Origin of the sequence: Alkalihalobacillus deserti, assembly GCF_020734105.1 — a bacterium.
GTDB classification, from domain to species: domain Bacteria; phylum Bacillota; class Bacilli; order Bacillales; family Bacillaceae_D; genus Halalkalibacter; species Halalkalibacter deserti.
In genome coordinates this window covers 246,700-269,797 of record NZ_JAJAFR010000005.1, presented here as the reverse complement: position 1 = coordinate 269,797, position 23,098 = coordinate 246,700, and the positions used below count along the sequence as shown (strand labels likewise).

Annotated in this window: 22 protein-coding genes; 5 read left to right on the top strand and 17 right to left on the bottom strand. The window is 38.6% G+C overall.

Annotated features, from left to right (window positions below):
- Nucleotides 1-19 precede the first annotated feature (19 nt).
- Both LDX58_RS25980 and LDX58_RS25975 read left to right on the top strand, forming a co-directional pair.
- Entirely contained in the window at nt 20-166 is a 147-nt protein-coding gene (locus tag LDX58_RS25980; protein ID WP_308017509.1) for an N-acetylmuramoyl-L-alanine amidase family protein, read from the top strand.
- A 169-nt stretch (nt 167-335) separates the two neighbouring features.
- Nucleotides 336-539 carry an N-acetylmuramoyl-L-alanine amidase family protein gene (locus tag LDX58_RS25975; RefSeq protein WP_308017508.1) on the top strand — a complete coding sequence of 68 codons (204 nt, stop codon included), beginning with the start codon at nt 336-338 and terminating at the stop codon, nt 537-539.
- Between the two features lie 586 nt (nt 540-1,125).
- Here the strand turns inward: LDX58_RS25975 and LDX58_RS12275 are convergent.
- Together LDX58_RS12275 and LDX58_RS12270 are read right to left on the bottom strand one after the other, a co-directional pair.
- Complete coding sequence (locus tag LDX58_RS12275; RefSeq protein WP_227937122.1) at nt 1,126-3,039, bottom strand: iron ABC transporter permease; 1,914 nt, start codon at nt 3,037-3,039, stop codon at nt 1,126-1,128.
- 48 nt (nt 3,040-3,087) lie between these two features.
- Nucleotides 3,088-4,107: an ABC transporter substrate-binding protein gene (locus LDX58_RS12270; protein WP_227937121.1), complete on the bottom strand. Its 1,020-nt coding sequence runs from the start codon at nt 4,105-4,107 to the stop codon at nt 3,088-3,090.
- Nucleotides 4,108-4,324: 217 nt separating this feature from the next.
- Between LDX58_RS12270 and LDX58_RS12265 the strand changes: the two genes are divergently transcribed.
- Together LDX58_RS12265 and LDX58_RS12260 are read left to right on the top strand one after the other, a co-directional pair.
- Nucleotides 4,325-5,149, top strand: coding sequence for an ABC transporter ATP-binding protein (locus LDX58_RS12265; protein WP_227937120.1), 825 nt, complete (start codon nt 4,325-4,327; stop codon nt 5,147-5,149).
- Between the two features lie 148 nt (nt 5,150-5,297).
- A complete protein-coding gene (locus tag LDX58_RS12260) occupies nt 5,298-6,308 on the top strand; it encodes a DUF3231 family protein (RefSeq protein WP_227937119.1) in 1,011 nt (336 codons plus the stop codon).
- 1,226 nt (nt 6,309-7,534) lie between these two features.
- Here LDX58_RS12260 and LDX58_RS12255 read toward each other — a convergent pair.
- Complete coding sequence (locus LDX58_RS12255; RefSeq protein WP_227937118.1) at nt 7,535-9,724, bottom strand: SEC-C domain-containing protein; 2,190 nt, start codon at nt 9,722-9,724, stop codon at nt 7,535-7,537.
- A gap of 358 nt (nt 9,725-10,082) precedes the next feature.
- A complete protein-coding gene (locus LDX58_RS12250; RefSeq protein ID WP_227937117.1) occupies nt 10,083-11,312 on the bottom strand; it encodes a dicarboxylate/amino acid:cation symporter in 1,230 nt (409 codons plus the stop codon).
- A 331-nt stretch (nt 11,313-11,643) separates the two neighbouring features.
- On the opposite strand from LDX58_RS12250, the gene LDX58_RS12245 reads away from it, so the two are divergent.
- Complete coding sequence (locus LDX58_RS12245; RefSeq protein WP_227937116.1) at nt 11,644-12,255, top strand: cell wall hydrolase; 612 nt, start codon at nt 11,644-11,646, stop codon at nt 12,253-12,255.
- 107 nt (nt 12,256-12,362) lie between these two features.
- Here LDX58_RS12245 and LDX58_RS12240 read toward each other — a convergent pair whose 3' ends face one another.
- The 13 genes from LDX58_RS12240 to gvpN form a co-directional block, all read right to left on the bottom strand.
- Nucleotides 12,363-14,183: a bifunctional diguanylate cyclase/phosphohydrolase gene (locus LDX58_RS12240; RefSeq protein ID WP_227937115.1), complete on the bottom strand. Its 1,821-nt coding sequence runs from the start codon at nt 14,181-14,183 to the stop codon at nt 12,363-12,365.
- A 145-nt stretch (nt 14,184-14,328) separates the two neighbouring features.
- Nucleotides 14,329-14,913, bottom strand: coding sequence for a DUF5317 domain-containing protein (locus tag LDX58_RS12235; protein WP_227937114.1), 585 nt, complete (start codon nt 14,911-14,913; stop codon nt 14,329-14,331).
- Between the two features lie 625 nt (nt 14,914-15,538).
- Entirely contained in the window at nt 15,539-16,207 is a 669-nt protein-coding gene (locus LDX58_RS12230) for a hypothetical protein (protein ID WP_227937113.1), read from the bottom strand.
- 484 nt (nt 16,208-16,691) lie between these two features.
- The gene (gene thpD, locus LDX58_RS12225) at nt 16,692-17,621 is read right to left on the bottom strand and encodes an ectoine hydroxylase (RefSeq protein WP_227937112.1); all 930 of its coding nucleotides are present in this window, start codon (nt 17,619-17,621) and stop codon (nt 16,692-16,694) included.
- Between the two features lie 629 nt (nt 17,622-18,250).
- Nucleotides 18,251-18,655, bottom strand: coding sequence for a gas vesicle accessory protein GvpU (gvpU, locus tag LDX58_RS12220; protein WP_227937111.1), 405 nt, complete (start codon nt 18,653-18,655; stop codon nt 18,251-18,253).
- Between the two features lie 23 nt (nt 18,656-18,678).
- Nucleotides 18,679-19,401 carry a YtxH domain-containing protein gene (gvpT, locus tag LDX58_RS12215; protein ID WP_227937110.1) on the bottom strand — a complete coding sequence of 241 codons (723 nt, stop codon included), beginning with the start codon at nt 19,399-19,401 and terminating at the stop codon, nt 18,679-18,681.
- Between the two features lie 22 nt (nt 19,402-19,423).
- A complete protein-coding gene (locus tag LDX58_RS12210; protein WP_227937109.1) occupies nt 19,424-19,750 on the bottom strand; it encodes a gas vesicle protein in 327 nt (108 codons plus the stop codon).
- A 24-nt stretch (nt 19,751-19,774) separates the two neighbouring features.
- A complete protein-coding gene (locus LDX58_RS12205) occupies nt 19,775-20,059 on the bottom strand; it encodes a gas vesicle protein K (protein WP_227937108.1) in 285 nt (94 codons plus the stop codon).
- Nucleotides 20,025-20,297: a gas vesicle protein gene (locus tag LDX58_RS12200; RefSeq protein WP_227937107.1), complete on the bottom strand. Its 273-nt coding sequence runs from the start codon at nt 20,295-20,297 to the stop codon at nt 20,025-20,027. Before LDX58_RS12200 ends, LDX58_RS12205 begins: the two co-directional genes overlap by 35 nt.
- Before the next feature lie 16 nt (nt 20,298-20,313).
- Entirely contained in the window at nt 20,314-21,120 is an 807-nt protein-coding gene (locus tag LDX58_RS12195; RefSeq protein ID WP_227937106.1) for a GvpL/GvpF family gas vesicle protein, read from the bottom strand.
- A gap of 10 nt (nt 21,121-21,130) precedes the next feature.
- Nucleotides 21,131-21,385 (bottom strand): gas vesicle protein GvpG, encoded by a 255-nt coding sequence (locus LDX58_RS12190; protein ID WP_227937105.1) that lies wholly within the window; start codon nt 21,383-21,385, stop codon nt 21,131-21,133.
- Complete coding sequence (locus LDX58_RS12185) at nt 21,385-22,149, bottom strand: GvpL/GvpF family gas vesicle protein (RefSeq protein ID WP_227937104.1); 765 nt, start codon at nt 22,147-22,149, stop codon at nt 21,385-21,387. The genes LDX58_RS12190 and LDX58_RS12185 overlap by 1 nt, the downstream gene beginning before the upstream one ends.
- A gap of 14 nt (nt 22,150-22,163) precedes the next feature.
- Nucleotides 22,164-23,078 carry a gas vesicle protein GvpN gene (gene gvpN / locus LDX58_RS12180; protein WP_227937103.1) on the bottom strand — a complete coding sequence of 305 codons (915 nt, stop codon included), beginning with the start codon at nt 23,076-23,078 and terminating at the stop codon, nt 22,164-22,166.
- Nucleotides 23,079-23,098: the final 20 nt, after the last annotated feature.

The window sequence follows — 23,098 nt, the reverse complement described above, 5'->3', positions numbered from 1 at the left end:
AAGGAAGGTGATGAAACGAGTGAAACTATATTTAGATCCTGGTCATGGTCGCTCAGACAGCGGCGCTACTGGAAATGGACTTGAAGAAAAGGACATTGCCTTAGATATTGCTCTTCGTATCCGCGATATACTAGAGAATGGTTTTCAAGATGTTGAAGTCGAATAACAAAACACTTATGTGAGTTTAACTCAACGGACGAAGGAGGCAAATTCGTGGCGAGCCGTTTTTTTTGTCGATCCATATCAATAGTTTTAACGGTACTGCACAAGGGTACGAAGATTATATCCACAGCAGTTTGTCTAACTTATCTTAAACCGCACACTACCAAAATATCATGCACGAAGAGATTACGAGAGTAAATAACCTAGCGAAACGCGGGAAAATGCAAGCCAACTTCCATGTGTTACGCGAGACAAGCATGTCGGCACTTTTAATAGAAAACTTTTTTATCAAATCTGCTGCAAAACTAAGTGATCCCAACTGGCGTCAAACAGTAGCCGAAGCATCTGCGGAAAGAATTGTAGTGGAGAAAGTTTAGTCAAAGGTTTTTTTAAGAGATTGCCCCTTCTAGTTTACGCGTGCTATGAGAAACCGGCTCATAGCAGGCAAAGCACTAGCTTCATTATGCTACTTTGACCGACTGCTTCCTTTACTTTTAGTCATACTCGGGCTTTATTCTGGCTCATTAACGACCGCTCCCCTCACTTTTAGCCATACTCGGGCTTTATTCTGGCTCATTAACGACCGCTCCCCTCACTTTTAGCCGTACTCGGGCTTTATTCTGGCTCATTAACGACCGCTTTCCTCATTTTTAGCTATACTCGGGCTTTATTCTGGCTCATTAACGACCTCTCCCCTCACTTTTAGCCATACTCGGGCTTTATTCTGGCTCATTAACGACCTCTCCCCTCACTTTTAGCCATTTTCGGGCTTTATTCCTCTGCTTTCACAACCTCTTCCCCGTTTATAGCCTACTCGGGCTAATAAAAAAACTGATGAACATTACATTCATCAGCTAGTTAGTTCTTCTATTTTCATCTTAGCCAGTGTGTCAGCCAATGTAGCCCCCCAGCTGCTCTACCCTATTACCACACCGGGGATCAGATCCGTACGTTAGCAACTGACTACTTTATCTTCCGCAACAAATACAACAAATAAGGCGCGCCAATTAAGGCAACAACCAACCCAGAAGGTATTTCTTTAGGAGCTAATAACACGCGCCCAATGAAATCAGCGAGAACAAGTAAGAATCCACCAACTAACATACTTGTCACCATCAGCGGTAAATGTGAATACCCGACTACGCGCCGAGCGATATGAGGAGCAAGCAAGCCAATAAAGCCGATCGTTCCAACGATAGAAATCGCTCCGGCCGTCAATGCGACTCCAATGATCAACGCCCAGATTCTTGTTCTTGAGATTTCCAGTCCGTGACTTGCTGCGACATCATCGCCAAAGGCTAATGCATTTAGCGATCTTGTAAAATAAATCGCAAATGGAATTAGTAGTAAAAAGATGATCGTTACGAGTTGAACATCTCCCCACCCTTTCGCATACGTACTACCCGACAACCAAACAAGTGCCGCGGCAACGGCTAGTTTTGATTTGACGACTAGAATTTGAATAAGAGCCGAACCAAACGCGGATACGGAAATCCCAATCAATGCCACTAATATCGGTTGAAAACCCGTTCGCCAAGACGTAATGAAAATGATCAGCATCGCAACGCCTGCTCCGATGATCGCACCGACTGGCATCCAGGCAATGGATAACGTAGGAAATAACACGAGAAAGACCATCGCACCGGCGCCACCTAAAGAGGTGATGCCGAGCACGCTTGCATCAGCTAACGGATTTCTAAGGACGCCTTGTAATAAGACCCCACTAACTGCTAGCAGTGCCCCAATGGCAAACGCCGTTATTACCCGCGGAATACGAAAGTTCCAAACGATTTTCGAGGTCCACTCTGATACAGGGATCCAGGTTTCACCATTAAAAGAGAACGAAATAAATACAACAACACCGATCACAAGCAAGATCGACGGGATCAAGATTTTTAGCGATACCGGGTTTTTAGTCCCACCTAAAGGCTTTTCTCCTCTTTTTTGGCGCTTAGCTGTCCGATAAGCCAAGTACATTAACCATGGTCCACCAACTAAAGCGGTCATCGCCCCTACCGGAATTTCCTGAGCCGGTTGGATCCACCTCGCTACGACATCAGCAGCAATTAAAATAACACTCCCCCATAAAAAGGAATGAACCAATAACGCTCGATGTCCACGGATTCCCATTAAACGAACAATATGTGGAGCCATGAGCCCAACAAAGCCAATGACACCAACCACACTCACGGTTACAGCAGCTAACACGATAGCAAGCGTCCATGCTAATACCTTAACTTTTAAAACAGATTGTCCTAAAGACGTCGCAAGCTCTTCTCCCAATGAGAGGGTATCTAACGCTTTTCCTGCAATAATAGCTACGATGATCGCTATCATGACAAAGGGATAAGCGAACGTCACACCGGACCAATCTAATTGAAAGAGCGTTCCAGCTCCCCATAAAAATAAGCCATTTGTTTCATTTTCAAAAAGAAGCTGCAACGCTCCTGTTACCGAGGAAAACAATAATGAGATAATCATTCCTGTCAATGCCACTCGAACCGGATCAAGCGCTTTTCCAGCTAGTCCCAAAACGAGGATCGTAGACAAGACCGCTCCAAGTACCGCAACTAAAAAAGGGTATTGACCAAGAAAGTCTGGGAAAAAAATAATTGCGACAACCACACCAAAATAAGCACCCGCATTAATCCCCAATGTACTTGCAGATGCGAGTGGGTTATTCGTTAACGTTTGCAAAATGACACCTGCCACAGCTAAAGCTCCGCCAGCTAATATGCCAATCACTAGTCTCGGCAATCGAATTCCAAGAATGATATCTTGCACTCGACCTTCTACCCAAACATCTGATAACAATTCACTAACTGTGTAATCAGCTTGTCCTTGAGTCAGGTGGATTAGACAAACGATGATTAACAAGAAGAAGCCCCCTAATAAGGAAAGGGACTTCGGGCTTATTGAACGCAATTAGTTTGACACCATCTTTTCAACAATACGGTCAACGACAACTTTAGCTGATAACGGTCCACCAAATAACCATGCATCTCCACCTAATGCATACATGCGATCTTCTTGGACAAAGTTTAAGTTTTTCCATACGGCATTGTCTTTTAATTGATTCTCAAAAACATTGTCCTCATCTTGGACAACATAAACGAAGTTAGCTTCTTCATATTGTGGCAAGGCTTCAACATTTACTGTACTAAAGCCATATACTTCAAATTGTTCTGACTCATGAACATTATTTAAACCAATCTTATCCAAAATGACGGCTGCCATTGAATTTGGCGTGAAAATACGAATTTCTGGAGCTTGATTTGCACTATATGCTTGAGATAAAACAACATCTTTAGTAGCTAAGTCACTAGCTTCAATTGTTGTTTTAGCTTCTTCATATTTTTGCTCTAAATCTGCAAGTACTTGTTCAGCTTCAGCTGACTTGTCGACTGCCTTAGCAACCTCTGTGAATGTTGATTCCATTTCATCATACTGACTAATTGTCTCATCAGTTGGATATGGATCAAAGAATACGGTAGGTGCAATCGCTTCTAATTCTTCCTTGATCGCTTCGTGTCGGAATTTAATTGCAATAATAAGGTCTGGCTCAAGCTCGGCAATTTTCTCCAAACTTGGCTCTTGACGTGTTCCAACATCAACTACGTCACTGCCTAGCTCTTCTTCAATTTGAACCCAGCTGTTATATCCTTCAATGTCAGACATCCCAACAGGTTGTACACCAACAGCTAGTAAATCTTCTGCATACGTCCATTCTAACGCAACAACTTTTTCTGCAGGCGCTTCTAATTCAACATCTCCTAATACACCAGAGATCGTAATGGCTTCTGCTACTTGTTCTGTTTCTTCCGTTTCAGTTGCTGTTTCAGTTTCTTCTGTCTCATTTGCACTTTCTGGTTCTTCCGTTTGCCCGCAAGCAGCCAAAAGTAAGAATATCATAAGTGCGGATAATAATAGTGTAAATTTCTTCACCGGATTGCCTCCTAAAATCATATGTAATGATCATGATAATTATTCTCAATCAAATTGTATAGCTATTTAAAATAAATTGCAACATATTTTTTAAAAATACTAAATAGTATAACCGCTTATTGACAAAATCACTTCTGACTACTAAACTTAAATGATAATGAATATCGTTATAGGCTAATATAAAAACTATACTTTGATCGCTGAGAGGAGCGGTAAAATGTATCCAACGATTTCAACTGAATCATTATCTCTCGGTTACGGTGATACGATTATCATAGAAGATTTGAATTTGAAGATCCCTAAAGGACAAATTTCCGTTTTCATAGGAGGAAACGGTTGCGGCAAATCAACCCTTCTTCGCTCTGTTGCTCGTTTATTAAAGCCTAACTCAGGTAATGTGATGCTCGAGGGCAAAGCCATTGCAACAATGAATACAAAAGACATTGCGAAAAAAATGGCGATGTTACCGCAAACTCCGATTGCCCCTGAAGGCTTAACGGTTTATCAATTAGTGAAACAAGGGAGATATCCGCATCAATCATGGTTTAAGCAATGGTCAACTAAAGATGAAGAAATTGTTCAAAGGGCGATCGAAGCAACACGTTTGGTTGATTTTCAAGATAAAGCAGTCGATGAATTATCCGGCGGTCAACGGCAACGAGCATGGATTGCGATGACGCTGGCACAAGATACAGATATTATTTTACTAGACGAACCAACAACCTATTTAGATATGACACACCAAATTGAAATTTTAGATCTTTTGTTTGAACTTAACGAACAAGAAAACCGCACGATTGTGATGGTTCTACACGACTTAAATTTGGCATGCCGTTATGCTCATAATTTAGTCGCGATAAAAGATGGCAATGTGTATGCAGAAGGACAGCCTGAAGATGTCATTAGCTGCGAGATGGTTCGTGACGTCTTTGATATGGAATGTCAAGTAACTGCCGACCCTCTATTTGGAACTCCTTTATGTATCCCTTATGGAAAAGGCCGTTGTTTGATTAAAAAGCCGAAGTTGGTTGCTGAAGCTTAGAAAAAAGCTAATTATAGTCTATAAGCAAGGAGAGTCGATGATCGACTCTCCTTTTTTTATGTATAATTTTTAGACAAAACGAGCAAACTTCGGATGGTGATAAAATACTGGAAATTCATTTGCATTTGTATTAAGGAGCTGAGTAACATTGCACGCCGAGCCAAAGATCAATCTTACATCTTCAGAGTTAAATAATTTATGGTCCAATTATATGAACGATACGCTCGCAATTTCTGTTTTTAATCATTACCTTCAACACGTTGATGATAATGAAATACGCTCAATCCTTGAATTTGCTTTACAATTATCTGAGAGCCATGTTCAAAAAATAACTGAAATTTTTAAAAAAGAACAGGTAGCCATCCCTCTAGGATTTACGGAGAAAGATGTAAATTTACAAGCACCACGACTATATAATGATATGTTTTATCTCACCTACGTATATAATCAAGCTAAGTTAGGGTTACATTCTTATACGGTTGCTTTATCAACGTCGGCTAGAGCCGATATTCGGCAATTCTACTCTGAAAACAATCTCACATCGACAGAATTATTTAACCGTTCTTCAGACCTTCTTCTTAAAAAAGGGATTTTTCTAAGAGCCCCCTTTATTCCTATGCCAGAAAAAGTTGAATTTGTTCAGCACCAAGGCTTCTTATCAGGTTTTGGTGACAAGAGGCCATTAAATTCCATTGAAATATCCAATATCTTTTTCAACTTAATTCGAAATATAACGGGTGTCACTCAATTAATTGGATTTAGCCAAGTTGCTCAGTCACAAGAGGTAAGGGATTATATGGTTCGAGGAAAAGAGATCGCGCAAAAACACGTACAAATTTTTAATACTCTTCTTACTGAGAATGACCTTCCAGCTCCAAATTTATGGGATACACCAAGAGACTCCTCTGTTGTCACTTTTTCAGATAAACTGATTATGTCTCATGTTGAAGCAATGAACGCTGCTGGTATTGGCTATTACGGGGTTTCGTTAGGTTCTTCACCGCGAAAAGATTTAGGAGTCGATTACAGCCGTCTTATGCTTGAGATTGCCCAATATGCTGAAGATGGAGCTAACATCATGATTAAAAATGGCTGGATGGAGAAGCCGCCACAAGCTCCTGACCGTCAGGCTATTGCTAAAAATAAGAATGAGCGCTAAGTGAATTCTAAGTTTTTAGGGTACTGGAATCGACTAGAATGTCCAATTGATACAACAATTTAAATACGGTAGTCGTCCTAAGCTTCACGGTAACATACAGGCTTTTTTTATCCTTGTATTTACACGTCTTTGCTTGAGAAACTACCGTAAACGATCATTAAAATAGATCCTCAACATACATAATTGGTTTACTCAATGCTAGTGTATATAATTATGCATCTTTTACGTCCTCCTGCATTTAAGCGACTAGTCCTTAAATCCGGTGTACTAATATATTGTAATTAGGTATACCTATGTGCCAATCTTCTATAGTAGAGTAATACGATCATTTTTAAGCCCTTCTTGCGTGAGTGGAAAAGTATTAGTAAGCGTTAGTAACATGATAAATTGTATATTGTTCCGGGCGGGCCAGTGTTTCGGAGCTATGACGACCTTTTCACTCATATTAAAGTGAATTTGGGCGTTATTCTGACTCTTTAACGACCGCTTTTTCTTTTTCAAGCGAATTCGGGCGTTATTCCAGCTCTTCAACGACCTCGTTACTCATATTCAAGTAAATAAATCTGGACCTTATCTCAGCGCTTTGACGACCTCGACTCTCATATTATTCGCAAAACCAAACTACTTGATTTGTTACATTTTGCTTTGAAAAGTATCACTCAATACGGAAATTGGAAAAAGGAATCCCCCACACATATGTATAGAGGATTCCTTTTTATTTTGGAAAAATTAAACGAATTTCGAATGAAAGATTACTTCCAGAAATTCAATTTGATTCGACATTTTCCGGGAAATAGTGCATGCTAAAATAAAAAGACTAGCTAGAAAGCTAGTCCTCGGGAAGACGTCTGCAGTCAACTGTGAATCTCCCCTTACAGACCTAAAACCTACACTATTTTATACAGCCTTTCATTGTTGGTATTGATAAATGAGCATTTTCGACTGTTTTTAAAATTCGTATGAAAACTCCTTTATAGACGCGAACCAGAAAAGCTTCTGCAATAGGAGTTTTTCACTAAATCATTTTTAAATAGTCAAGTCCACTAGATCAACCACAGATCTGCCTTCTATACCAACAACCCCGCTAATTCATTTACATGCTTAACAACCTCTTTTTCATAAAATCCAGCGTTAAACGAACCATCTCTATACAGCAATTATCGTCATGTCGACAGGACGGAGAATGCCAACTGTTCCAGATATACTGGCCAAATCACGTTTTAGTCTTAAATACTGACTGGTTCTACTTGCTCTAGCAAATAAATAAGCGCTTCACTCACATAAACTTGATAGATATCAACAAACTCATAGGTAGCTGCACTCTTTTTCTCAATTTCAGCTACAAGGATCATTCCTTCTTGGGCAAATTTAAGTTCGTTGGCTGGCATTTCGACCGTTATTGGTTCCGTGTTTTCATCTAATGCTTTTACCCTGATGCTACCTTTGTTCTTTTTTTCAACTTCAAACGTTCCATTAATGACTTCTTTATGTTCACCTGTCATACTTTTAATAATTTTGGTTAGTTCAGCCATCTTTTCAGTAACTTCATTCATATAACGACGATTTGGATTGAATTGAGTTAAGAGCTCTGCTGCTCCGATCAATTCAGCTTCTTCTTCGGAAATAAATGCTGCAACCTCTTTCGCTATCTTTGTTTTCTTATTTTTATCAAGCCATTTCGTAAACATTTTGACCGTTGATAAGAATTCCTTCAGATGCGATTTACTTACAGGCCCGTTGATTTCAGCAAAATCAAAAACGATTAATCTCTCCCAAAATCCTGCATCAATTTTGCTCCAGCTATCAAAAGGAAAGGCCTCCAACGCTTCGCGGATATCATAGACGTTTTTGTTGTATTTTCTAATCGTATTTTCACCTTTTCCGACTGTTTTTTCTTTATAAAAGTCGATTAGATCATCCGTATAAAAGTTGTCAATCGTTGTTGGTGTGAATCCTAGCTCTTGATAAATAGCAATGTCTTCTTCAGAAAGAGAGGACCGCTTTTGATTTTGTGGATCGATCGCTTTGATAGAAGAGAGTCGACTTTTCCCTCCTGTCACAAATGGTGAAAGGGGTAACCCTAATGTGTTTCGTAAGGTGTTAACGTCTGCGGTAAATTCAACTTCCCCATACTCCTGCTCGGCCATCTGAAAAATTTGGTATTCCATTTGTTTCAACCACTGAACAGCTTCTTCTGCTCGGTTTTTTTCGATTAATTCCTTTAAGGAGAGATGGTCGTATTTAGGGATTGCACCCGTTACATCGATCAAGCCAACAGCCTGGACGTAAAGAGCTGCATATGGCGGGACATTGTCTCCCGTTTTAATCAGTGTGTTTTGAATTTCGGCATTGATTGGCAGTTTGATCGTTTCTGTCTGCTCCTTGATATTGGCAATCGCTAGGTGCACATCCTTCAGTTTATCAAGAAATGCCTGTTTGGCCTTTTCATCATGGCACGTGTATGTGAGCGCGCTCTCTTCGATGATGAGCTGACCGTCTACATCGGCTAGAATGATATCTCCTTCTATTTCTGTATCTTGATAGACTTTCCAATTTTTAGCCCACCCAGCTCGCTTGCTTGATTCGCTCCATTCTTCAACTACGAATTCCTCAAGTTGATAAAAATAAGAAGCAACGGTTTCTTCATCAAGCAGGTCGGCTTGAATTTTAAATAAGTAAGTATCCTTTTGAGCACGATCATCTACATTTTTTGTGCTAAGGGCAGCAGCCAAAATTTCCGGGTAATGTTCAAGGATGACTTGTTCATTCTTATAAGCTGTCTTTTCTGAAAATGCCTCTATTGTTTGCTTTGCAGCCTGTACACTTTCAGGGGAAAGCATGACATTGACACCATGAAAATGGTAATTCCCTTCAAACGGTTCAAGTAAAGCTAATGTCCCGTACCAAGGACTAAAAGTGGTTAACTTTTCACTTGGGTATAAAATGGTAAAGGTTTCCTGCGTGTATACATCCGTAAATAAAATCGCCGACTCAGTCTTGCCAGTCGCTTCGATCAATCTTGGTTGTAAGCCTATCCATTGTTTGATCAGTTCATGATCGGTTCGTGATAACTTGGCTCCACGCTCTTTTGCAAACCATTCAATGCCTCGCAAACCATTTTCAAAACGATGGAAATAAAAAAGCCAAAAGTCAAAAAATCTTTCCTCTACTCTTTTTGAAATCGTTCGATCTGTCCGCTGTTTAAACAAGTTATACTGCTGTTGATATTGAGTATATGAAAATTTTGAATCGATGAAATCTCGTAACATGTTTGTTAAAGAATGCTTCTGTTGTAAAAAGCGCTCTTCCTTCACTTGCTGCAGTTGAATTACATTGTCTTTGTTCATGCAACATTTTTTATACTTTTTCCCACTGCCACATAAGCAGGGGTCGTTTCGCTGAATCGTAACGCTCATCGATTGGTCCCTCGCTCCCTATTGATTTTTATTCTATCATATCACAGATGTGAACGTAGGTCAGACCCTTAGCGCACGTGGATCAAACCAATTCGGTTGTGTGCGTTTGGCTTTCGTTCGGTTAGTGAGATCCAGCCTACATTTCTAGAAGACTAACGGACTTATATATTGGGTGGGTGGTTGGGGGTGGGCTTTATTCCAGTCCTTTAACGACCGCCAAATCCCAAAAAGGCAAGGCTAGGGCCTTAAGAAGCTTTTTTCTAGCTTCATGCACAGTAACAAACAAAACGAAGCATCTCTTTCACTCCAAAATGAAAGAAATGCTTCGTTTTTATAAATGTAAAGGGGGTAACAACCCTTAAGCCGTCTTCATCTTATCTTTCCCACCTTCACTCCGTTCGACGAATACTGCACATGCTGCGTCTCCTGTAATGTTAACAGCAGTCCTAAGCATATCGAGGATTCGGTCAACCGCTAGGACAAGGGCAATTCCCTCGACTGGTAAACCGACCGACTGCAAGACCATCGCCAGCATAATCATTCCGACTCCAGGTACACCGGCCGTTCCAATACTCGCAAGCGTTGCTGTTAATACGACGGTTACTAAGGCACCGACTGATAATGGTTCGGCAAATACTTGAGCAATAAAAACCGTTGCGACGGCTTGCATGATCGCTGTGCCGTCCATGTTAATCGTTGCGCCAAGCGGCTGCACAAACCCAGATATCGGTTTGGAAACGCCGAGTTTTTCCTGAGCGGTTTTCATTGATATAGGTAGGGTTGCATTGCTACTTGATGTACTAAAAGCAACCGTCATCGCAGGGAAAAAGCCTTTAAAGAATTGAACCGGATTCATTCTCCCTAAGAAATAAGCTGTTCCTGAGTAGACAAGAGCGACATGTATGATCAAGGCTAAAATCACACAAATCATGTACATCCCCATCGAAGCTAACGCGTCTAGTCCTAGTTTGCCTAATGCCGAAGCAATAAGACCAAACGCTCCGTATGGCGCAAGCTTCATCGCAATCGTAACGAGAAACATCATAATCTCATTGCCTTGCTCTACTAATCTGAATATTCCGCTCGTCTTTTCACCAAGATGAGCCAATGCAAAACCGATAAAGATCGCAAAGAAAATAATTTGCAACATTTGCCCCGTTGCCAACGCATCAATTGGGTTTGTTGGAATAATGTTCAATAATGTCTCTATTACTGGCGGTGGCTCTTGCGCTTCAAAGTCTGCTCCCCCTGCCTCACCCATTAACCCTTCTTGACCCGGTTGGATCACAAGAGCTACGGCAAAAGCAATGCAAAGAGCGAAGACGGTCGAGAGTAAATAAAACCCAACGGTCTTGGTTCCGATCCGGCCTAATTTTTTCGTATCACCCATACCTGCTGTTCCAAGCACAATGGAAAAGAAGACAAGTGGCACAACCAACATCGTGATCAGTTTTAAGAATATCTGTCCAAGTGGTACTAACACATAAGCATCGACAGGCCCAAAGGCAGTAGGAGCAAAAAGATTAAATCCCAAGCCTACAGCTACCCCTAAAATCAGTGCGATGATAATTTTCTTCGTTAAACTCATTTGATTCTCCCTCCCCATGATATCGTAAGTGATTAAAATTATTTCTATAACTACTATACTTTCATTTTTTGTAGTAGTAGTCAATATTTTCATTTTTTGTAGTAGTATTCAATTAATGTGATCGTTGCTATCTTTCTATACGCCAGAAATCTTCATTTTAGACCTTGCTTGATTATTTTAGATATATCGGTTCAGTAGAAAAGTACCTTTCTTTCTTGAAATCATTTCATACATTTTCATAATCTAGGAGCTTCTTCTCAAATACTAGATTATGGGTTGGTTTTTATTTTATTTATGTTTAAATGATTAGAGAAAAGGAGGTATGTTTTTTATGAAAGTCATGTTTTTTGCTTTTCTTTTACTTATTACGATGCTCGGATTTCCTAAGGAACTATTTGCTCAGACTTCTCTTCAAAAAGAAGACGTTGGAGCGGGAGTTATTGAGTTACAAGAAAAATTGATCGCTTTAGAGTATTTACATACGAATGCTACGGGGTATTATGGCTCGCTTACAGAAGAAGCCGTTCGCCAACTTCAACAGGATTTCCAGTTAACAGCCGATGGGATTACTGGAGCAAACACATTTTATCGGTTAGGTGAGATTGAAAAATTAGCTAGAATCGTTCATGGCGAAGCACGAGGAGAGCCTTATGAAGGACAAGTTGCCGTAGCTGCCGTTATAAAAAATCGTCTGCATTCTTCCGAGTTTCCCTCCTCCATAGAGGAAGTAGTCTATCAACGGAATGCATTTACAGCTGTACATGATGGCCAATATAATTTACCACCGACTTCCATTTCCTATAAAGCAGTACGTGATGCTTGGACTGGTTCGGATCCTTCTAAGGGAGCTACCTATTATTATAATCCACAAATTGCAACATCCGAGTGGATTTTCACACGCACACCAACGTTTTCAATTGGGAACCATCTCTTTGCGGAGTAGAGCTTTTTGCAGGAAAAAAACCTAAGCTAGCTTAGGTTTTAAGTAGAATAGGCCTGTCATCATATCGATTTAAAGTCGAGTGATGACAGGCTAATCTATGTCTCTATTTACTTACTAATATTAGGCTCGCTATAAACACTTTCTTCCATCATTTCAATAAAGGCTGGAACATACCTCGCATCAAACTGTTGACCTGAGCACTTTTGTAATTCTTCAATCGCTTCCTCAAATGTTTTCGTTGCTTGATAAGGTCTCTCAGACGTCATTGCATCAAACGAATCAATAATACATAAAATTCTTGCTAATTTAGGAATCTCATCCCCTTTTAGTCCATGCGGATAGCCTTTGCCATCATAACGTTCATGATGTAACTCAACTAAAGGAATTAAACCGTTAAGGTCCTTATTGGTGGAGATAATTTCTTTGCCCCATTTCACATGTTTCTTCATCATTTCCCATTCATGGGGCTCTAATTTTCCTTTTTTATTGATAATATCTCTTGGAATTTCTAACTTTCCGATATCATGAATAAGGGCACCCAAGATCAATATCTTCGATTCATGCTCATTTAATTGTAACTTTTTCGCAAAGTTAATCGCATATTTGTACACGCGCTTGCTGTGTTTGTACGTATATACATCCTTAGAAAGAAAAATGCGAACTTGTTGTTCAAGCAATTCAATTTCCTTATCTTCGTCAAGATTCTTTTGAATGACATCCCCCTCATTATAGAGATGGACACCATTTTTTCCTTGCGCTTTCGCATAGTACATCGCTTGATCTGCCTTTTCTAGTAATTCTGATGAATTATAAACAGACCCTTCATGTGAAACAATTCCTCCTGAAAAAGAAAGACAACCTTGTGGTAGAATTTCCACTCCATGAAAATATGTATCATTTATTTTCTTTCGTAACCCATTTAGAAATTGATAAGCCTGCTTTCCCGTGGTCTCAGGCATTAAAATAACAAACTCCTCGCCACCATATCGCGCATAAGTGTAGTTGAAAGGTCTACATCCTTCTTTCAACAAGGAACCAAAACATTGAAGCAAGTTGTCACCTTGAAGATGCCCGTAAAAGTCATTGTACTTTTTAAAATCATCTATATCGATCATCGCTAAGCTAAATCGATGATTGTCTTTCGTATTTACATAGTCCACTAACACTTCTTTGAAGTAACCATGATTGTATAACCCTGTTAGATCATCTCTGTTCGCTTTTTTAGAAGCTTCTTCGTACAGTTCGAAATGGTGTTTGAAGGCTAACGAAAGCATGAGAATAACAGCAGCAAAAAGCATTATTCCTATCACTGGTTGGTGAACGAGCATAATTCCTAATATTAGTGATAAGACTAAGGTACTTAGATAACTATAAATAGACTCTGCTAAGAATACTTTAATTATTGAAAATAAAGGATCGTTACTAATTAACCAGAAGAAAACACCAATCGTAAAAATATTCAGCAACATATAAGTTAACATTGCTAAAAGATATAAATGTATATACTCAAAACGAATTAAGCCTATTTCTCCACCTGTAAATGTAAAAGTAAAATAAGCGGAAAGAATCATAAGTGAAAAAGTAGAAAAATTGAATAGATGTTTCCACCATGCTGTTTTAACTTGATAAAGAGAAACAATCAAGATACTTAACAAAAGAATCATCAATGTCATGTCTAAACCAAAGATAAACAGCGAAGCTAGATATATAGTAGAATCCATTACAAGAGAATTTCCCTTTGGTGGAATTAAAATGATAAAATGCTTAGATAAAACATTTACAATAGCTAAACTCAAAATCAGAAGCCAATCACTAGAGCTATAGGAAAATGTAATATTTCCAAATAAGACGAACAAACTACAGCCTAACAACGATAAGCTTAGTACATATAAATTAGCCTTTTTGTTAACCACACCATGATTATTCATTTTTTCTCACTCTCTAAAATAGATTAAAGGAGAAGCCCCAACGCCTTCTCCTTCATATAATTAAACTAATTGATAACCAGACGTTAAAGCAACAACAAGAGATGCAACAATTACTAAATTAATGAATAGCTTCTTCTTATTCAATTCATTCACCTCCTTTAAAACTAGCAACAGATGGTTTTACTCGTTTATGTAGTAACATGAGGTGTTGAATAAATATGAAAATACCAATATTCATAATGATATCGCCAATACTAATTACTTGGCTCTTTGGATATGGGGACGTAATTGGAATCACATCGCCGAGAAAACTGAAGTTGGTAGACTCCGTAATCATTGCATGTTTGGCGTATAAACCACTTTTTAAAATTTCTGTGTAATAAGGGTCAAGTGCAATCGCAGCGGCTTCATAGGAAACCGGCATTCTTCCGTCGTTTAAAGCGATAGCAATAAAATTAAAAAAAACCCCGACAAACAATAAGATAAACCCTTTATTCGCACGGTTCACCCATAGAAAAAATAAGCCTATTACATAAATGAGGATAAACAAAAACCCACTTATCTGTTCAAGGAGTTCGAATCTTCTTTGTAATGTAAAAATAAGAATCTGTATCCCTAGCAAAATAGGAAATATCCATCCAAATTTTAAATTTAAATCAGCCAAGCCTTTTAGCGTACCGCGCCTTAAAAAACCAACGATGAGTGATAGTAAAATTCCGTCAAATACCATAGTTCAACACCTTGACTGTTTGTCTTTATGTAATAGCAAATAAATAAAAGTAGCAATTAATTTGAGCTAAAATATATGATCTTATTTTAGCAATAATAGATTCAGACATCAATGGATATATGAGTCAATTGGCTAGTTCAATAGTATCGAGTATTCACTATTTTCCCATTATTCTACTAGACTTCTTGATGATTTAACTAACTCTATTGTTCGCTTATTCTAAGAAAACAAATGAACTACCAAACTGGTAGTTCGTTTTTAAAATTAAGTTAAGACTTGATTACACTTATGAAAAATCAAGCTCATTAAAAAAAAGGGATCTGACTTCTACAAATCAGATGCGTATTTGTGTAGTTGCTTGCTCATTTTTTCAATTTCATCACTAAAGGATGCAAGCTAGTAGGGGATAAGCACTTAAACAATCATGGTCTTTTTCAAAAGACATTTAACGGCCTTTCCCCGGTTGAATACCGAGAAAAGGCCGAAGCTTCATATACTCTTTTTTCATAGTCCACTTAAAAGGAATGTGCAATCTTCCCTCAACGTTCATACTACTCAAACAGTATGTTAAGTAGAATTAGTTTCTGTTGTTGTTATTGTTATTTATATTGGTCGTAGATTCATTTCAAGAGGATTTTCTTCCACCCTTTTGACCGATTTCCTCAAAATGCTTCCTATTGTGCTTTCTAGCGTTCTCTTCTCCACCTTTTCTACCTGCTTCCTCACGACTCATTGTTCCGCTATTGCCGTTGTTACTATTGCTGTTACTACTGTTGCCGCTATTGCTGTTACTGTTGCTGTTACCGCTGTTACCATTGCTGTTATTGCTGCTACCGCCATTGTCGTTGCTGTTATTGCTATTTATATTGGTCGTAGATTGATTTCCAGAAGATTTTCTTCCACCCTTTTGACCGATTTCCTCAAAATGCTTCCTATCGTGCTTTCTAGCGTTCTCTTCTCCACCTTTTCTACCTGCTTCCTCACGACTCATTGTTCCGCTATTGCCGTTGTTACTATTGCTGTTACTACTGTTACCGCTGTTGCTATTACTGTTGCTGTTACCGCTGTTGCCATTGCTGTTATTATTATTACCGCTATTGTCGTTTCTGTTATTGCTATTTATATTGGTCGTAGATTGATTTCCAGAAGATTTTCTTCCACCCTTTTGACCGATTTCCTCAAAATGCTTCCTATCGTGCCTTCTAGCGTTCTCTTCTCCACCTTTTCTACCTGCTTCCTCGCGAGTCATTGTTCCACTAGAGTTGTTGTTTTGGTTTGAATTGTTGTTAGCCATTTCAAATCTTCCTCCTTGGAATGTTAGATTGGGTGTTACATAACTCTGTTTACCACCTCTATTATTCACTTAAACTATTTATATTTTTTTAAAAAAAATAGTACATTCTATCTAAATTTTGTATCACATGCTCCTTGTAACGTTTTTAGCTAAATCCTTCCCTTTGTACTACCCCCTCCTATACGATCGCTTAGAGATGGAAGATAGTCCATTCAATAAGGCAACAATTAAGCCAAATGATTCTTTCTGTAAGAATCCATTTGCAATTTGAAGGCAAGAAGGAAAGCCACCTTAAATAAATGAAAGAATTCCACTGGGAAGGTCAGCTTAGTTTTGGTAATGGTGCTGTAAAATTAAAAAAAACATGCGATTAACATGGTTTTTCCTGGTCGTTACTTGTTTTCTATAGGCTTATTTGGGTTAATTTAAAGAACGGCTTTTGACAAATACTTAATCTTATGTAAGTAAGAAGCTTCTTTATTTCTTATCGATTAAACATCTCTGTCAATAGCCCACTTTGAGGTTCAATCGGCTCAAAGCTTTTTCGATTAGCTAGGAACTCTGGTCTTGGCGCTAGTCCTGAGAACGGCTGTACTAGCTTATTTTCAACCGAGTTGAAAACGAAGAAAACGTTACTGCGCGGGTACGGGGACAAGTTCCCATTTGAGCCATGCATCGTGTTACTTTCGAAGAATAATACAGAACCAGCAGGACCTGTAGCCCGGTCAATCTTCCCACCCGCTTGTTCAGTCAACCATGAAAGACTTTCTTCATCTGGAGTACCTGCCACTTGTTGCTTTAATGAATATTTATAGTTATCAGCAGGTGTTTCGCCTGCGCAAGAAACGTACCATTTGTGAGAGCCGGGAATAAGCATTAATGGCCCATTAAATTCATAGTTATCTGTTAGAATAATAGAACAGCTGACGGCACGCATATCCGGCATACCGTCTTCCATATGCCAAGTCTCAAAATCAGAGTGCCAATAAAACTCTTTTCCTTTAAATCCTGGTTTAAAATTAATTCTCGACTGGTTCATATAAACTTTACTACCGAGCAATTGTTCCGCAACTTTTATAATGCGCTCATTTTGTGCCAATCTTTGAAAGAACTGGCCATCCTTATGCACATCGAATACCGAACGGATCTCATTGCTAGTCGGCTCTTTAATAACCTCTGCACCTCCGTGCTGTTTCTCTTTCATAGTTTTAGAGAGTTCTGACTTCATAAGTTCAACCTCTTCACTATTGAATACATCTTCTAGAATAATATAGCCTTTGTCTTCATAGCTCTGAAGCTGATCTTTCCTTAAAGGGCCACCTTCTCCACTGGAATACACAATTGGCGACTGGCGCTCAACCACCTTTGCTTTGTTTTCTTTTCGAGAGGGATATAAATCCTTCTTAATGTTCAAGAAAAACACCTCCTATGAAATTCTAAGTTCGTACAATCCATGTTGTACCCGCTTACTATCTAACAAAACATAAATATTGAAACTTTTTTCAAATTAAGCAAAAGTTCAGATCACGCATATGACGATAGACTTAGGTGATTTGTTATGCTAAATAAAATGTTGTTTTTTCTCCCTGAAGTAAGCTAAAGTCTAACTTATAGCTAGAGACTACTCCCTAATACCTATATAGAACTAGGAAAATCAGTAAAAAACAGAGTAAATATACAAACGAAAATGAAAAATAAATCTTTAGAGTAACAAAAGCACCTATCTAAATTGATTAACTAGATAGATGCGTTAGTTGTTGTTGCTCGAGTATTAAGTATATATGTTTACCAAACAGACAGTGCCACCGCTCGTTTTGTTTTGTCTTTTTCGCCCATTTACCAAACAATAAGCGGAATATAACCGACTAGTTAACGTATTATGCTACACGTGATTTTTCATGAAATTACTTCTTTTTTAAGCAACACTATGAAATGACTCTATGCATGCACGAGCATAACAGTTGCCCTCTCTGCTCATGTTAGTTGTCATCTTATTTTCACGTCGTAATTTTTTTGTGATTTGTTTGAGGCATCTTTATAAACCTATGTCTTTTTCGTACTATTATCTGAGATTCTTCCTAAAAAGAATCCGTTTACTTCAGATAGCTTCCCTCTCCAGAGAATTTTTCCGCTTGAAGGAGTTGGTTTACTGTCGCCACAATAGACTTTCGTGTTTTTCAAATGGATGAAATGGGCTTCGAGATCATTACTCGTTTCAAATGCATCTCCTGCCTTTGCGAATTTGTCACTTAATTTTTCAGCAACCTCACTACCATCTTCAAAGGTTTCACTTAGAGTCTCAAAGTAATCCTTAGCAGAAATCAGTGTTCCTGTAATCACCGCGCCATTTACGTTTAATGTAATATCCAAAGAAAAATCATGCTTATTAGCCGCTTGCACAAAGAATTCAAGAATACTATCTTTCATTGGACCTGGTCCATTACTCATGTTCACTTCTCCTTTCAAAGCCATTAAGAAGATGTATCGTCATCGCTTAAGAGGGATGTGCTATCGCTCTCACTCTCATCATCGTCCTTAGTCGACTTTTTAGATTTTGACGTTTTACTAGATGGCGTACGTTTTTTCTTATTTGCTTTGCTAGATTTACTGTCAGTACCATTTCTATTGCTCTGTTCTTCTTCTTCCTCGTTACCATCTTCTTCTGAGTCTTCTTCTTCATTCTCCTTTTTTGATTCGCTATCTTCCTCAGAATCTTTATCTGATTCTTCATCTTCTTCGCTATTATTTTCAGTTAGTTTTGTAAGCATCTCTTCTAGTCTACCTAAACGATCATGTAGATGATTATTTTCTTCTTTTAACGATTCTTTTTCGTCTTCACTTGATTCCTTTTCTGTGCCTGATTCAAGACTTGTTTCATTCTCAGTATCTTCCTCTCCATCATTTGAATCATCCTCATCTTTATGGAACAAGTTCCTTGCTGAGTTTTTAATGGAACCTGCAGCTTTTTTAGACTTTTCTTTAGCTACTTGACTTAAGTCTTGTCCTTTACTCTTTAATTTATCTCGATCAATGCTTTCCATAAGCTTCTTGCCGTTTTCAGGAGTAGCTAAGTACCCTACTGTTGCCCCAATTAGGCCTCCTGTGACTGAACGTTTTAGACGACTACTTTTTGAACCTGTTTCAGTTTTCGTATCTTTTTCCTCTGTTTGATTTTGAACATTTTCTTCTTTCATTGTGAAAACCTCCCAGTATTAGTTAAATTCCGTCCGAACTTATACGGTTTGAACTTACTTTCTTTTCAAGAGATTCAAGTCTCTCATGTAATTGTTTATTCTCTTCTTCAAGCGCTTTCGTATGGTTGTCAACAGCTTTAGAGCTTAAGTATGGGTCTGTTTCCCACCAATCCATGCCAATCTCTTTTGCTTTATCAACAGAAGCGACAATAAGTCGGATCTTAATGGTTAACAGTTCAACATCGGCAATTCCTACCGTGATATCGCCTGCAATCACCACCCCTTTGTCTAAAATTTTCTCTAACACATCTACAATCGTATGTGATTGCATCGAATGTTCGACTGACATAATCGATCCTCCTTGGCATTTCGATTAAAGCAAGCTCCCTAAAGGACCAAGATCTATATTCAAGTCTTCGGCATCAAGACCGAAAACGTCTTTTAATTCATCCATTTTTTCTTCGAGATTCATTAAAGCCTCGCCTAGATTTTCAATTTGTTCGTCTGTCAAAGTCCCACCTTCTACGCGCCTGATCGCATGCCTTTCGACAATTTGCCTCAGTAGCTCAATGACCGTTAACACAAGCTGGGCTAATCCATGCTCTGCTTTATCTGGGTCTAAGTTAATTCTCCCACTTGTTGGGCTTTCCGGTTGCATCAATTAACTCCTCCCTTTGTTGATCAAAATTTACTGAAGATATGGTTTGATTTCCTTGCTGAGCTTGAACAAGAGATTCTACCGAAGCAATTAAGACTCGTAGATCTAAATAGACAAGATCAACTCCAGCAATAGAAATCACTAAATCAGCTCTTATCGCAACACCCTTATCGAGGATGACATCTAAAATATCAATTAATGCAATCTCCTTGTTTTCAACTGATTCCTTTAAAGACATAGATCGTCTTCCTCACTTATAAAATGTTTGAAAAATGGTAAGCCGGCCAAGGTCCTGTTACCTCAAACTGCCATCCCATTTCTTTCATTTCTTTTTGATAGTGTTGAATTTCATTTAAAAAAGACTCGACTTTCGGTTCAGAAATAAGGTACACACTATTCCACGTCATGTTTTCCTTTCTTCCTGTCACGTCTTTACTCCAATTGCTTTTTACATTCCCCTGAAGAACATACTCTTTTAAATGAAGATGAATGTCCTCACTTACACGATTTTTTTCTTCTTCAAGTTTTGATTCAATCAGCTTTTCTATTTTCTTCTTTTCAAAAAATTGTCTCCCTTTAGGTAACGAAGCAATGTCAGCTCTTTTGGCTTCTATGGTTGGATCGCTCTGACTTATTTGTTCTTTTAAAAGCTGATCGTCACAGTAAATTTTTAAATTCCACTCTTCATTTCCAGCTAATAAGGCAAAGGTTCTTTCCATCTTTTGTTCATTTGTTTGAACTGCTTTTGCTAGGCTGTCTTGATTTTTATATAACGTACAAAATTTCAACGGGATCACGGTGAACATCTTGGCTAGTTTCATGACTGTTTCATGGTGGTGAAACGCTTTTTCTTTCAGCCATTCCATGTCATGATTAACCTTATCTTTAATCTTCTCTTCAGAGTACTGGTCTGAATCGAGATTACAAACAATCGCTGTGTTCTGTTCGATCGGAATGGTGTAAATGCCACCTTCACCTTCGAACCCTTTAAAAGATGGTAACGATTGATTAATCGTTTCATTAGTTGGGACTAAGCCATATAAGTAAATTAGATCGCCCATCTTCATCCCCTCATTTCTTCTTTGTCATCTGCTCCCATTGTTCCATTTCCAGACGTTTTGCTATTTCATAACGCATCAGTAATTCTTTTTCTTTCTCTTTATAAGCATCTTCCGGAATATCACCAAGCTCATACATCATCTGCAGTTGAATGAGTTTTTGCTGAATGGTTGGAAGGTCATATAATTCTTTGTCAGCCTCTTCTTTCACCTTTTCCCCGATTTTTATGACGAGGTTAATAGGAGCTGATATTAATTTGTGTAGCATTAGCCATTCTCAACTGTTAATCTAATATTGACAAAGTTATATGCTGGCCATGGACCGCTGTAATTAAATTCGACCTTATCCTTCCAATTGTCATGCGCTTTATTTACCTTTTCGTCAAACTCCTCTTCTTTGTCTCGATCAATTAAAAAAGCGGCATTTAATAGCATTTTCTCTCCAATTGGCTCGTTTGCTTTTGCTGCTACAGCTGACTCTTTTAATGGAACAAACAAGTCTTGTTTTACCTCATTTCTTAGTGAGGTAAAGATTTTTTGAGCAGCACCACCGAGTTGAATTCGCTCATAATAACTAGCTGCTTCAGTTTTACCTCGAACCGCTTCTGCCATTTTTTCAATCTCCGAATTCTCACTAACTTGTGCTTCTAGCCAATCTTTTTTCCCAATTACTTTTAATCCGACTTCCATTTTTCCTTTTATCTCTGGAAACAGTTTTTCAAATTGGGGATATAGATTTTCTAGTAACACAGCTACATCCTCTTTTGACTGAAAGACATTGCCAAAACTAACAGGAATGACGGTCTCATTTTGCTTCATCACTTGAGAAACCGCATGTTGATGCATCATTAAATTGTCTTTATTAGGATGATAGATTTTCATTGGGACATCGGCTGCCACAATCGCTGCATCTTTATAATCGATCGTAAAGAGCTTTCTTGTCTCACCTTCAATGTCAATCTCGCCAAACTCATCATTCGCTTCTGTTTGAATTCCGCAAAAAATATAAATACCGCTATTCTCTTGGCCCATTGTATGACTCTCCTTTATTCGACCTTCATGTTCTTACAAGCTTTTATAATCAATTGTTCGGCTGTTTTAACGGGTTGATCGGATTCTATACAGCGACTTATTTGATGGCCTACGATATCGATACATAGACGTTGAAAATCTGCATCTTTTCCATCTACTGGAATATCTTCTTCTGTCGCTAATTTTGCAATCATCAACGATGCTCGTAAGCTCGGGCCAGTATCTTCTTTACATTCTTCGCGTAACTCCGAGACGAGAGTCGTAATGGCCTTGGCTTCACTGACTTTAATATCGATTTTTTCCGAAACAATCGCTGTCTCCCGGTCAATGTCTTTATAATCAACAAAGATCGTAATCAATCGATCTAGTAGCGCATCTTGTGTAGCATAGACGCCTGCATATTCATCAGGATTGCTTGTGAATATCACAGAAAAGTCGGGATGAACACGGACAAAAGGTTCTGTTAACTTCGAACCATATAGAGGAAGGATGCCTTCTTCTAAAATCGATAAAAAGATATTATTCGTCGTTGGCTGCGACCTAGTAAACTCGTCGTAAACGAGTGTGTATCCATTCTTGACTGCCTCTAGTAAACGTCCGTCTTTCCAAGTCCCTGTCACACTTTCGTCTTTCTTATAGACAGAACGAATATAGTTATCGACAACCTTTTTACTCGTATACCCCGTAAAGTCACCAATTAAATCTTTATTATTTAATTCATGGTTACCATGAATGAGCATAACTGGTCTTTTCTTTTTTTTTGCTAGAGCAAGTGCTAGAGAGGTTTTCCCTGCTCCAGATGGACCTGTAAAATGAATAGGGTAGCCAGCTTTTGAGTATTGTAATGCGCGATGAAGCAAATCTTTTGTTTCAGAGTCTTGTATTAATGATCGTTGATGCTTCTTGAATGTTTCCTTTATGACCGTCACTAGTTCCCTCCTATCACCAA